The organism is Klebsiella scottii, assembly GCF_036561945.1.
Classification (GTDB): Bacteria; Pseudomonadota; Gammaproteobacteria; order Enterobacterales; family Enterobacteriaceae; genus Klebsiella; species Klebsiella scottii.
Window position 1 is genome coordinate 526,182 of sequence record NZ_JARXNI010000019.1, and the last position, 13,225, is coordinate 539,406.

7 protein-coding genes are annotated in these 13,225 nt (G+C 60.5%); 5 read left to right on the forward strand and 2 right to left on the reverse strand.

Translation table 11 applies throughout. The features are described from left to right. The first annotated feature begins 19 nt into the window (after nt 1-19). Genes ptrA through recD form a run of 3 tightly spaced genes read left to right on the forward strand, consistent with a single transcriptional unit; the run spans nt 20 to nt 8,282 of the window. Nucleotides 20-2,905, forward strand: coding sequence for a pitrilysin (gene ptrA / locus QFI97_RS06255; RefSeq protein ID WP_346430742.1), 2,886 nt, complete (start codon nt 20-22; stop codon nt 2,903-2,905). Further along, complete coding sequence (gene recB, locus QFI97_RS06260) at nt 2,902-6,447, forward strand: exodeoxyribonuclease V subunit beta (RefSeq protein ID WP_346430743.1); 3,546 nt, start codon at nt 2,902-2,904, stop codon at nt 6,445-6,447. Before ptrA ends, recB begins: the two co-directional genes overlap by 4 nt. Next, nucleotides 6,444-8,282: an exodeoxyribonuclease V subunit alpha gene (recD, locus tag QFI97_RS06265; protein WP_346430744.1), complete on the forward strand. Its 1,839-nt coding sequence runs from the start codon at nt 6,444-6,446 to the stop codon at nt 8,280-8,282. Before recB ends, recD begins: the two co-directional genes overlap by 4 nt. 65 nt (nt 8,283-8,347) lie before the next feature. Here the strand turns inward: recD and argA are convergent, their stop codons facing one another. After that, a complete protein-coding gene (argA, locus tag QFI97_RS06270; RefSeq protein WP_041147023.1) occupies nt 8,348-9,679 on the reverse strand; it encodes an amino-acid N-acetyltransferase in 1,332 nt (443 codons plus the stop codon). Nucleotides 9,680-9,908: 229 nt separating this feature from the next. On the opposite strand from argA, the gene amiC reads away from it, so the two are divergent. Both amiC and cobD read left to right on the forward strand, forming a co-directional pair. Then, nucleotides 9,909-11,162: an N-acetylmuramoyl-L-alanine amidase AmiC gene (amiC, locus tag QFI97_RS06275; protein ID WP_095098850.1), complete on the forward strand. Its 1,254-nt coding sequence runs from the start codon at nt 9,909-9,911 to the stop codon at nt 11,160-11,162. A gap of 15 nt (nt 11,163-11,177) precedes the next feature. Beyond that, nucleotides 11,178-12,263: a threonine-phosphate decarboxylase CobD gene (gene cobD, locus QFI97_RS06280; protein WP_346430745.1), complete on the forward strand. Its 1,086-nt coding sequence runs from the start codon at nt 11,178-11,180 to the stop codon at nt 12,261-12,263. Here the strand turns inward: cobD and QFI97_RS06285 are convergent. Further along, complete coding sequence (locus tag QFI97_RS06285; RefSeq protein WP_159865427.1) at nt 12,234-13,133, reverse strand: L-threonine kinase; 900 nt, start codon at nt 13,131-13,133, stop codon at nt 12,234-12,236. The genes cobD and QFI97_RS06285 overlap by 30 nt on opposite strands. Between the last annotated feature and the right edge of the window lie 92 nt (nt 13,134-13,225).

Sequence of the window (13,225 nt, forward strand, 5' to 3'; positions counted from 1 at the left end):
TTAATGGTGAGGTCCGTGAATGCCCCGTAGTTTATGGTTCAAGGTTATTGTAGTGCTGGCAGCCCTTTGGGCGCCGTTAAGTCAGGCAGATAGCGGATGGCAGCCCGTTCAGGAAACCATCCGTAAAAGCGAAAAAGATCCGCGTCAGTATCAGGCGATCCACCTCGATAATGGCATGATCGTTCTGCTGGTTTCCGATCCGCAGGCGGTAAAATCACTGTCGGCGCTGGTGGTGCCGGTGGGGTCGCTGCAGGACCCGGAAGAGCACCAGGGCCTGGCGCACTTTCTCGAGCACATGACGCTAATGGGCTCGAAGAACTATCCGCAGCCCGACAGCCTCGCAGAGTTCCTGAAAATGCACGGCGGCAGCCACAACGCCAGCACCGCGCCCTATCGCACGGCTTTCTATCTCGAAGTTGAAAATGATGCGCTGGACGGGGCGGTCGATCGCCTGGCGGATGCCATTGCCTCTCCGCTGCTGGATAAAAAATATGCCGACCGTGAGCGCAATGCGGTCAATGCCGAATTGACCATGGCGCGGACCCGTGACGGGATGCGCATGGCTCAGGTGAGTGCCGAAACCATAAACCCGGCGCACCCGGCGGCGCATTTTTCCGGCGGTAACCTTGAAACGCTAAGCGACAAGCCGGGAAAACCGGTTCTTGATGCGCTGCATACCTTCCGCGACAGCTGGTACTCCGCTAACCTGATGAAGGCGGTTATTTACAGCAATAAACCGCTGCCGGAGCTGGCGAGTATCGCCGCCAAAACCTACGGCCGGGTGCCGAATCATAATATCGACAGGCCGATGATTAACGTTCCGGTAGTGACCGATGCGCAAAAGGGCATCATCATCCACTACGTGCCGGCGATGCCTCGTAAAGTGCTGCGCGTTGAATTCCGCATCGATAACAACAGCGAGCAGTTCCGCAGCAAGACCGACGAGCTGGTGACCTATATGATCGGCAACCGCAGCCCCGGCACGCTGTCAGACTGGCTGCAGAAGCAGGGCCTGGTTGAAGGTATCCGCGCGGACTCCGATCCGGTGGTGAACGGCAACAGCGGGGTGCTGGCGATTTCCGCAACCCTGACCGATAAGGGCCTGGCGCATCGTGACGAGGTTGCAGCGGCGATCTTCAGCTACCTCAACCTGCTGCGCACCCAGGGCATCGATAAGCGCTATTTCGACGAGCTGGCGCATGTCCTGGCGCTCGACTTCCGCTATCCCTCAATCAACCGCGATATGGACTACGTTGAATGGCTGGCGGACACCATGATCCGCGTGCCGGTAGAGCATACTCTGGACGTGGTGAATATTGCCGATCGCTACGATCCGCAGGCGATTAAAGACCGCCTGGCGATGATGACCCCGCAAAACGCGCGCGTTTGGTATATCAGCCCGCAGGAGCCGCATAACAAAACGGCCTATTTCGTCAACGCGCCGTATCAGGTCGATAAAATCAGCCCGCAGACCTTTAGCGACTGGCAGCAGAAAGCCAGCGCGATCGCGCTGAATCTGCCGGTGCTGAACCCCTATATTCCGGACGACTTCACGCTTATCAACAGCGATAAAGCCTATCCGCATCCGCAGCTGATCGTCGATGAGCCGACCCTGCGGGTAGTTTATGCCCCGAGCCAGTTCTTCGCCAGCGAGCCGAAGGCCGACGTGTCGCTGGTGCTGCGTAATCCGCAGGCGATGGACAGCGCCAGAAGCCAGGTGATGTTTGCCCTCAACGATTATCTGGCGGGGATTGCCCTCGACCAGCTCAGCAATCAGGCCGCGGTGGGAGGCATCACTTTCTCTACCGGCGCTAACAACGGGCTGATGGTTAACGCTAACGGCTATACCCAGCGGCTGCCGCAGCTGTTCACCGCGCTGCTGGACGGCTACTTCAGCTACGCGCCGACCGAAGAGCAGCTGGAACAGGCGAAATCCTGGTACGCGCAGATGATGGACTCGGCGGATAAAGGCAAAGCGTACGATCAGGCGATTATGCCGGCCCAGATGGTGTCGCAGGTGCCGTACTTCCAGCGTGAGGAGCGCCGGGCGCTGCTGCCAGCAATCACCCTCAAGGAGGTTCTGGCATACCGTGACAACCTGAAAGCGAAAGGGCGTCCGGAGCTGCTGGTGATTGGCAACCTGACCGCCGGGCAATCCACCGATATGGCGCGCCACATTCAGCAACAGCTGGGCTCCGACGGGAACGAATGGTGCCGGAATAAAGACGTGCTGGTGAATAGCAAGCAGCTGGCCATTTTTGAAAAAACCGGCAGCAGCACCGACTCGGCGCTGGCCGCGGTCTTTGCGCCGCCCAATATCGATGAATACAGCAGCTCTGCCGCCAGCTCTCTGCTCGGGCAAATTATCCAGCCGTGGTTCTATAACCAGCTGCGCACAGAAGAACAGCTGGGCTATGCGGTCTTCGCGTTCTCGATGAACGTTGGCCGCCAGTGGGGCGTCGGCTTCCTGCTGCAAAGCAGCGATAAGCAGCCCGCCTTCCTGTGGCAGCGCTTCCAGGCCTTCTTCCCGACGGCGGAAGCAAAGCTGAGGGCGATGACCCCGGAAGAGTTTGCCCAAATTCAGCAGGCGACGATCGCCCAGATGATGCAGGCACCGCAAACTTTGGGCGGGGAAGCCTCGCAGCTGAGCAAAGATTTCGATCGCGGTAATATGCGCTTCGATTCACGTGATAAAGTAGTGGCTCAGATTAAACTGCTGACGCCGCAAAAGCTTGCCGACTTCTTCCATCAGACGGTGGTGGATCCGCAGGGCATGGCGATATTATCCCAGGTATCCGGTAGCCAGAACGGTAAAACGGATTACGCCCTTCCGCCGGGTGGCAAAGTCTGGGAAACCGTCAGCGCATTGCAGAAATCCTTACCCCTGATGCGAGAGAATGAATGACCGAAACCGCCGAGCCTCTTGACCCCCTGCGCTTGCCCCTGACGGGCGAGCGCCTGATAGAAGCCTCTGCGGGCACCGGAAAGACCTTTACCATCGCGGCGCTGTACCTCCGGCTGCTGCTGGGGCTGGGCGGAGAATCCGCCTTTCCCCGGCCGGTAAGCGTGGAGGAGCTGCTGGTGGTGACCTTCACCGAGGCGGCGACCGAGGAGCTGCGCGGTCGTATCCGCAGCAATATCCACGCTCTGCGTATCGCCTGCCTGCGTGAAACGGCCGCCGACCCTCTCTACGCCGCGCTGCTGGCGGAAATTCCGGACAAAAACCAGGCCGCGCAAACGCTGATGCTGGCGGAAAGGCAGATGGACGAAGCGGCGGTTTTCACCATTCACGGCTTCTGCCAGCGCATGCTCAGCCTCAACGCGTTTGAGTCCGGCATGCTCTTCGAACAGCAGCTGATCGAGGACGAATCCCGCCTCCGTTACCAGGCCTGCGCCGATTTCTGGCGCCGCCACTGCTACCCGCTCCCGCGCGAGATCGCGGCGGTTATCCACGAAGCGTGGAAAGGCCCGCGCGATCTGTTGAAATCCCTCGACCGCTGGCTACAGGGCGAAGCCCCGCAGCTTAAATCCCCGCCGGCGCAGGAAGAGACGCTGGCCGAACGCCATCGGCAAATCATCGATCGCATCGACGCGGTGAAGCTGCAGTGGCGCGAGCAGGTGGGTGAGATTGAAAGCGTGCTGGAAAATTCCGGCCTCGATCGGCGTAAATTCAATCGCGGCAATCAGGGGAAATGGATAGAGAAAGTCAGCCTCTGGGCGCAGGAAGAGACCCTGAGCTACCGGCTGCCGGAGGCGCTGGAGAAATTCTCCCGGCCGTTCCTGCATGAACGTACCAAAGCGGGTGGCGAACCGCCGGTTCACCCGCTGTTTAGCGCGATTGAGGCGCTTCTCTCCGCGCCGCTGACCCTTACCGATCTGGTGATCGCCCGGGCAATGGTGGAGATCCGCGAAGCGGTGGCGCGGGAAAAACGTCGCCGCGGAGAGCTCGGTTTTGATGACATGCTCAGCCGCCTCGATGATGCCCTACGCAGCGAAAGCGGCGAAGCGCTGGCCAGCGCGATCCGTCAGCGTTTTCCGGTGGCGATGATTGATGAGTTCCAGGATACCGACCCGCAGCAGTACCGCATTTTTCGCCGCATCTGGCGGCGGCAGCCGGAGACGGCTCTGCTGCTTATCGGCGATCCCAAACAGGCCATTTATGCCTTTCGCGGCGCGGATATCTTTACCTATATGAAGGCGCGCGGCGACGTTGCCGCTCACTACACGCTGGATACCAACTGGCGCTCCTCTCCGGGGATGGTGGATAGCGTCAATCGCCTGTTTAGCCTCAGCGATAATCCGTTCATGTTCCGCGAAATCCCGTTCCTGCCGGTGAAGTCGGCGCCGAAAAACCAGCATCTGCGTTTTACCGTCGACAACGACGTGGTTCCGGCAATGAACATCTGGCTGATGCCGGGCGAAGCGGTGGGCGCGGGAGATTATCAAACCTTTATGGCGCAGCTCTGCGCAGCGCAAATTCGTGACTGGCTTAGCGCCGGCCAGCAGGGGCGGGCGCTGCTGTGGCGCGACGATCGCGCTCGGCCGGTGCAGGCTTCCGATATCACGGTGCTGGTGCGTAATCGCCAGGAGGCGTCGCTGATCCGCGATGCGCTGCAGGTTCTGGCCATTCCATCGGTCTATCTCTCCAACCGCGATAGCGTATTTGAAACGCCGGAAGCGCAGGAGCTGCTGTGGGTACTACAGGCGGCGCTGGCGCCCGAACGAGAAAACACGCTGCGCAGCGCGCTGGCGACCTCGATTTTCGGTCTGAACGCTCTCGATATTGAAAACCTGAACCAGGATGAGCGCGCGTGGGATGCGCTGGTTGAAGAGTTTAGCGACTATCGCCGCATCTGGCGCCAGCGCGGGGTCATGCCGATGCTGAGAGCGCTGATGACCACCCGGAACATCGCCGAAAATCTGCTGGTGACGAGCGGCGGCGAGCGGCGCTTAACCGATATCCTGCATATCAGCGAACTGCTGCAGGAAGCGGCCAACCAGCTGGAAAGCGAGCATGCGTTGGTGCGTTGGCTGACGCAGCGCATCGCCGAGCCGGATAGCAATGCCTCCAGCCAGCAGATGCGCCTGGAAAGCGACAAGCATCTGGTGCAAATCGTCACCGTACATAAATCGAAAGGGCTGGAATACCCGCTGGTGTGGCTGCCGTTTATCGCCCGCTTCCGTAAGCAGGATCAGGCGTTTTATCACGATCGCGACTCCTTTGCGGCGGTGCTCGACCTTGAACAGAATGAGGGGAGCCTCGAGCTGGCGGAAGCGGAGCGTCTGGCTGAGGATTTGCGTTTGCTATACGTGGCCCTGACGCGAGCGGTCTGGCACTGCAGTCTTGGCGTGGCGCCTCTCAGCACCCGGCGCAGCGACAAGCCGGGCGACAGTGATTTTCACCACAGCGCGCTGGGGCGCCTTCTGCAGGGAGGCGAAGCGATGGATGCCGCGGGGCTGACGGCCCGCCTGCAGGCATTCTGCAGCGCGGATATTGCGCTGCAAACCCCCGGCGTCGCCGATCGGCAACCCTGGCAGGCGCCGCAGGAGGTTCTCCCCCCGCTGTCGGCGCGAATGCTGGCGCGTGCGATCGTCGATGACTGGCGGGTCACCAGCTACTCCGGGCTACAGCAGCATGGCCACAGCCCGGCGCAGGATTTACTGCCCCGTCTTGACGTTGACGCGGCCGGCGTGGGAGAGGTGATCGAGGAGCCACAGCTCACTCCCCATCAGTTCCCGCGCGGGGCGTCGCCGGGGACATTTCTGCACGGCCTGTTTGAAGACCTCGACTTTACCCAGCCGGTTCCCGCCGGCTGGATGGCGGAAAAGCTGCAGTCCGGCGGATTTGGCGAACAGTGGACGCCGGTGCTGACCCAATGGCTGGATGATGTGCTGCGCACGTCGCTGCCGGGCGCCGGTATCGCGCTGAATCAGCTGACTGCGGCGGATAAGCAGGTTGAGATGGCGTTTTATTTACCCATTGCGGCCCCGCTGGATCCACGGCGCCTGGACGCGCTGGTTCGCCGCTACGACCCGCTTTCGGCGCAGTGCCCGGAGCTTGATTTCCGTCAGGTACGCGGAATGCTGAAAGGGTTTATCGACCTGGTGTTTCGTCATAACGATCGCTACTACCTGCTGGACTACAAATCCAACTGGCTGGGGGACGATCGCGAAGCCTACACCCGGCAGGCGATGGCGCAGGCGATGCGCACGCACCGCTATGATTTACAGTACCAGCTCTATAGCCTGGCGCTGCACCGCTATTTACGCCACCGCATTGCTGACTATGACTATGAGCGCCATTTTGGCGGCGTCATTTATCTCTTTTTACGCGGAATGGACGGACAGGACGGCGGGCAGGGGATATTTACCACGCGCCCCGAGCGGCCGCTAATCGACGGCCTGGACGCCCTGTTTGCCGGCGAAGTTCAGGAGATCGCCTCATGACCATGGATGAGCTGCTGCTTGAGGCAGCAAACCAGCGTTTGTTACGTCCGCTTGACGTCCAGTTTGCGCTGATGGTCGCTCAGGATGCGCACCCGGCGGTGAGGCTGGCGGCGGCGATACTGAGCCGCGATGCCGGCGAAGGGCACGTATGCCTGCCGCTCTCCCGCCTTGCGGCGGACGATGCGCTGAGCGGGAAAGCCGCCGCTCTGCGCGAGCAGCTGCTGGCGCAGGCCGGAGCGCCTGATGACTGGTCGACGCTGCTGCTCTCTTCTGCGGCGGTGAGCCGCGGGGAGCGCCCGACGCCGATGATCCTCTGCGGGGAACGGCTTTACCTTAACCGCATGTGGCGTAACGAGCTGACCGTCGCGCGCTTTTTTAACGAAGCCAATCAGGTGCTGAGCGTGGATGAAACGCGCCTGGCGTCGACGCTGGATGCGCTATTCCCCGCCGGGGAGGATATTGACTGGCAGAAGGTGGCGGCTGCGGTGGCGCTGACCCGGCGCATTGCGGTTATTTCCGGGGGCCCAGGCACCGGTAAAACCACCACCGTCGCCAGGCTGCTGGCGGCGTTGATTCAGACGACGGATAGGCCCCGCTGTCGTATCCGCCTGGCGGCGCCCACCGGGAAAGCCGCCGCGCGCCTGACCGAATCGCTGGGCAGCGCGCTGTGCCAGCTGCCGCTGACGGATGAGCAGAAGGCGCAGCTGCCGACAGAGGCCAGCACCCTGCACCGTCTGCTGGGCGCTCAGCCGGGCAGCCAGCGTATGCGCTATCACGCCGGCAACCCGCTGCACCTCGACGTGCTGGTGGTGGATGAAGCCTCGATGATCGATCTGCCGATGATGGCTCGCCTGATTGACGCGCTGCCGGCGCACGGTCGGGTGATTTTTCTCGGCGACCGCGATCAGCTGGCGTCGGTGGAAGCCGGCGCGGTGCTGGGGGATATTTGTGCCTGGGTTAATGCCGGCTATACCGCCGATCGCGCGGCGCAGCTAAAGCGGCTGACCGGCCTGCCGGTACCTGCCGGCGAGGGCGAGGCGGCGGGCGCCCTGCGCGACAGCCTGTGCCTGCTGCAGAAAAGCTATCGTTTTGGCAGCCATTCCGGTATCGGTAGCCTGGCCCGGGCGGTTAACGCCGGCGATCGGCATGGCGTCAAAACGACCCTGCGTCAGCCGTTCGACGATATCGCCCTGCACCCGCTAAGCACCACCGAGGAGTATGAAACGATGCTGACGCAGGCGCAGGCCGGCTACGATCGCTATCTTCGGCTGCTGCGCGAGCGGGCGGAGCCGGAGGCGGCGATTGCCGCTTTCGGCGAGTTCCGGCTACTGTGCGCCCTACGCGAGGGCCCCTACGGCGTCAGCGGGCTGAACGAACAGCTGGAGCTGATGCTCAATCGTAAGCGGGCTATTGCGCTGCCGCGGCATTCGCGCTGGTATGAAGGCCGCCCGGTCATGATCTCGCGCAACGATAGCGCGCTGGGGCTGTTTAACGGTGATATTGGCATTGCGCTGGAAAGGGGAGAAGGGCTTCGCGTCTGGTTCCCGATGCCGGATGGCAGCATTAAGTCGGTGCAGCCGAGCCGTCTGCCGGAACACGATACCGCCTGGGCGATGACGGTGCATAAATCGCAGGGCTCGGAATTTGACCACGCGGCCCTGATTTTGCCTTCCCGCAGCGTGCCGCTGGTGACGCGTGAGCTGGTGTATACCGCGATAACGCGAGCTAAAAGGCAGCTGTCGATTTATGCCGATGAGCAGGTGCTTACTCAGGCTATCGTGGCGCGCACCGAACGGCGCAGCGGGCTGGCGGACATCTTCGCCAGCGGCGGGTAGCCTCAACCTTCAGCGCTTCACCTTTCCCGGCCCGCGCTACGCTTAGCCGGGAAGGGGGCGCTCACTTAGCCAAGGTCGGCCATCATCACCTTGGAACGGCGCTGATAGTTGTACATCTCTTTCTTACTCTCCGGCAGCAGGTCGATATCCACCGGCGTAAAGCCGCGCTCCTGGAACCAGTGGATGCTGCGGGTAGTCAGCACGAACAGTTTGCTTAGCCCCATCTGCTTTGCCTGGGTCGCAATGCGGTTCAGCAGCACTTCCCCGCGCGATGAGCTGCGGTAGTCCGGATGGACCGCCACGCAGGCCATTTCACCGATTTTCTCTTCCGGGAACGGATAGAGCGCGGCGCAGGCAATTGTTGTGTTATCGCGCTGAATGATGGTGAATTTATCTATTTCCATCTCCAGCTGCTCGCGGGAGCGACGCACCAGAATCCCCTGCTGCTCCAGCGGGCTGATCAGCTCAAGAATGCCGCCAATATCGTTGATGGTGGCGCGGCGAATCTGCTCGGCGCTTTCCATGACGATCTGAGTACCGATACCGTCGCGCGAGAACAGCTCCTGCAGCAGAGCGCCATCTTCCTGGTAGCTGATCAGGTGGCAGCGACGCACGCCGCTGCGGCAGGCTTTCACCGCGCCGCGCAGGAAACGCACGGTACCGGAGTTGTAGTCCTCTTCCGCTTCCAGCTCTTCAACCCGCGCCTGGGCTTCGTTCGGGAACAGTTCGGGAACGATCTCACCCTCCTGGCTGTACACCCCTTGTGAAGAGCAGAAGCCGATCATTTTTTCCGCTTTCAGCTTAATAGCCAGCTGGGTGGCAATCTCTTCTGACGTCAGGTTAAAGCTTTCGCCGGTGACCGATACCGCAACCGGGCCCATCAGCACGATGGCGCCATTATCAAGCTGGCGATGGATCGCTTCTTCATCGATACGACGAATGCGCCCGCTGTGGCAATAATCGACGCCATCATCAACGCCAAGCGGTTGGGCAATAATGAAATTGCCGCTCACGACGTTGATGTGGGCGCCCTGGAGCGGAGTGTTGTTGAGGCTCATCGACAGGCGCGCGGTAATTTCCAGCTGCAGCATGCCGGCGGCCTGTTTAACCAGTTCGAGGGTTTTGGCGTCAGTCACGCGCGTCTGTTTGTGGTAAAGCGGCTCATGATGATGTTCGGCCAGGTTGGCGTCTATCTGAGGACGCGCGCCATAGACCACCACCAGGCGAATGCCCAGACTATGTAACAGACCAATGTCATTGACTATGCTGGAGAAATTCTCATGCTCAATGGCTTCGCCACCCAGCATGATGACAAACGTTTTTCCCCGATGGGCGTTAATATAGGGAACAGAATGGCGGAATCCTTCTACCAGTTCGGTGCGACGTTCCTTCACCATGACAACAACCCTCAATGCATGATTATTCGTAATAAGTGTATTTTTATTCTGTTTTCCCCGTAAACGCAAGCCAAAATTTGTCCCGAACCTGCGAAAGAACTGTGACTTAAAGCGCGCTACCAAAGATTGTTTACCCTTTTATTGATGACAGGTTATACGGCTTTCGTTAAAGTTTCTGGTCAATCTGTTTGTTTTGGATACGAATGCGTTTTTATTGCTTGGGAGTGGCATGCCGGGATACAAGTCAGGATTAAGCCGTCGCCGTTTTTTACAGGGGGCGAGCGCTATGTGGTTAATGAGCGTCAGTCCGGTTGGTTTAGCTGCCGTTGCACAGGTCGTCGCCGTGCGCGTCTGGCCGTCGTCAACCTATACGCGCGTTACGGTGGAATCCAACCATGTGCTGAAATATCGGCAGTTTGCGTTGAGCAATCCGGAGCGGCTGGTGGTCGATCTGGAAGGGGTTAACCTTAATTCCGTGCTAAAAGGCATGGGAACCAGCATTCGCGACGACGATCCCTATATTAAGTCCGCTCGCGTCGGGCAGTTCGATCCGCAAACGGTGCGCATGGTGTTTGAGCTCAAACAGAATGTGAAACCGCAGCTCTTTGCCCTCGCGCCGGTTGCCGGCTTTAAAGAGCGCCTGGTGATGGATCTCTATCCGTCTACGGCGACCGATGTGCAGGACCCGCTGCTGGCGCTGCTGGAAGATTACAACAAGGGCGATCTCGATCGTCAGGTGCCGCCGGCAGAAAGCGGGCCGAAGCCGGGTAAAGCCGGGCGCGACCGGCCGATTGTGATTATGCTCGATCCGGGACACGGCGGTGAAGACTCCGGCGCGGTAGGCAAATACCATACCCGCGAGAAAGACGTTGTGCTGCAGATTGCCCGCCGGCTGCGGGCGCTGATCGAAAAAGAGGGGAATATGAAGGCCTATATGACCCGCAACGAAGATGTCTTTATTCCCCTGAAGGTGCGCGTCGCCAAGGCGCAAAAGCAGCGTGCCGATCTGTTCGTCTCGATTCACGCCGATGCCTTTACCAGCCGCCAGCCGAGAGGCTCTTCGGTATTTGCGCTCTCAACCAAAGGCGCTACCAGCACCGCGGCTAAGTATCTGGCGCAAACCCAGAACGCCTCCGATCTGGTGGGGGGCGTCAGCAAGAGCGGCGATCGCTACGTCGACCATACGATGTTTGATATGGTGCAATCGCTGACCATCGCCGATAGCCTGAAGTTTGGTAAGGCGGTGCTGCAAAAGATGGGCAAAATTAATAACCTCCACAAAAACCAGGTTGAACAGGCCGGCTTCGCGGTGCTGAAAGCGCCGGATATTCCGTCGATCCTGGTCGAAACCGCGTTTATCAGCAACGTGGAGGAGGAGCGTAAGCTGAAAACGGCGACCTTCCAGCAGGAAGTTGCCGAGTCGATACTGGCGGGGATTAAGGCCTACTTCGCCGATGGCGCAACGCTGGCAAGGCGTGGCTGATAAAAGGAGCGGGATATGGCTCTGTTAAAGAGCGCGCATGGCGGCAATACGCGGGAGGCGGCGGCGCTGCTGGGCATTAAGCCCGATCGGCTGCTGGATTTTAGCGCCAATATTAATCCGCTGGGCATGCCTGAAAGCCTGAAGCGCGCTCTGATCGATAATCTTGACCGCGCAGAGCGCTATCCCGACGTGGACTATCAGCAGCTGCACGAGGCCCTGGCCGAACATCACCACATTCCCGCCTCGTGGATCGTGGCGGGGAATGGCGAAACCGAATCTATTTTCACCGTCGTAAACGGCCTGAAGCCGCGTCAGGCGATGATCGTGATACCCGGCTTTGCCGAATATCGCCGCGCGCTGAGCTCGGTGGACTGCGCGATCCGCGAGTTCGTTCTGCGTGAAGAGGATGGCTGGCAGCTGACCGAGGCCCTTCTCGCGGCCCTGACGCCAGACCTGGACTGCCTGTTCCTGTGTACGCCCAACAACCCAACCGGACTGCTGCCGGAGCGCCGGCTGCTGGCGGCGATTGCCGAGCGCTGCAAAGCGTTAAGCATCGCGCTGGTGCTGGATGAGGCCTTTATCGATTTTATTCCCGACCAGCCGGGGTTTATTCCTCTGCTGCGCGATAACCCGCATATCTGGGTACTACGCTCGCTGACGAAGTTCTATGCCATACCCGGCCTGCGTCTGGGGTATCTGGTCAACGGCGATGAGCGCGCCGTCGCCCGGATGCGCGAGCGGCAAATGCCGTGGTCGATCAACGCGTTTGCCGCGCTGGCGGGGGAAATTATTCTGCAGGATAGCGCCTACCAGCAGAAGACCCGGCAGTGGCTGGCCGAAGAGGGGCGGCGTTTTTACCAACAGCTCCGCCGGCTTCCCGGCTTAACTGTATATCCGGGTCAGGCAAACTATCTGTTTCTGCGCGCCGATATGCCGGGCATCGACCTGCAGTATGCGCTGCTGCAGCAGCATATTTTGATTCGCAGCTGCGCCAACTATCCCGGCCTCGGGGCGGGCTATTTCCGCGTGGCGATCCGCAGCGCGGAGGAGAATCAGCGGCTGATTAGCGCATTAAGGCGCATCGCTGGCGCGAACGCCTGAAGCGGCAAGCAGGCGGGCGCCGCCCTGCACCATCTTCAGCAGGTGCTGCCGCGGCCAGTGCTCGCTCATGCTCCTCTTCGCCAGCGCCCACTGTATATAGCCGATATCGTGCCGCCGCCGGTCCAGCATCAGGCCGACAACGCTGCCGCTGTGAGCGACGTTCAGACCGTATAAGTCGCACTCTTCCACCAGCGCCAGCAGCGAGGTAAAACCGGGTTTTGCCAGCAGCAGCTGGCTGGCAATCGCGCTAAGCGTCGACGCTTCCCCCATCCGCCGCGGGCAGCCGCTAAGACAGGCATCCTGTATCTTTTCCCACGCCAGCTGTAGCGTAGCCGAGCTGGCGAGCAGCCGGGACCGGCGGGGCAGGCGATGATAATCCGTTGTGCGTAGCGTTACGGGACTTTCGAGAACGTAAAGATCGAGCTGTGGCTGGGACTCGCAGGCAATTTGCGTCGAGGCGTCGTTGTGGTCGAAAAGCGTGAGCTGGCGAAAAATGGTGCTGTCGGTGGGTTCCAGGGAGACGCAAAGCCGCGCCAGCTCGGACTCCGACAGCGTATGGCCGAGATGATGCGCCGTGGCCACCGCGGTAGCGGCAATATCTGCCGTACTGCTGGCCATCCCTTTGGCGACAGGAATCGACGAGTGCACCTCGATACGGATGTCGTGGCTCAGGCCTGCCGGGTATTGCCAGTAGTCTAAAAGCCGCTCGACCATTGCCCGGGAAAGCGGGCGTTCATCAGGCAGAGGCGGCGCGGCGCTCACCTCGACGGTGCTGTACCAGTCGACGGGGCAGGAGACCAGCTTTTCACTGCCAAGGATCCAGCCCTGGATGAGCTCTCCGCAGGATGCGGGACATTGTGCAACGGCCACCGGTTCACCTTTCCACTCGATTTTTCATGGCGCATAGTGTCATGGCGATCCCGCTATTACCATGATTTCACTCAAGCCTGAGGGCGGCTGTT

Bases quoted from the DNA above. Each gene is read 5' to 3' on its own strand.
- ptrA (WP_346430742.1), top strand. From the start codon at position 20: ATGCCCCGTAGTTTATGGTTCAAGGTTATTGTAGTGCTGGCAGCCCTT.
- recB (WP_346430743.1), top strand. From the start codon at position 2,902: ATGACCGAAACCGCCGAGCCTCTTGACCCCCTGCGCTTGCCCCTGACG.
- recD (WP_346430744.1), top strand. From the start codon at position 6,444: ATGACCATGGATGAGCTGCTGCTTGAGGCAGCAAACCAGCGTTTGTTA.
- argA (WP_041147023.1), bottom strand. From the start codon at position 9,679: ATGGTGAAGGAACGTCGCACCGAACTGGTAGAAGGATTCCGCCATTCT.
- amiC (WP_095098850.1), top strand. From the start codon at position 9,909: ATGCCGGGATACAAGTCAGGATTAAGCCGTCGCCGTTTTTTACAGGGG.
- cobD (WP_346430745.1), top strand. From the start codon at position 11,178: ATGGCTCTGTTAAAGAGCGCGCATGGCGGCAATACGCGGGAGGCGGCG.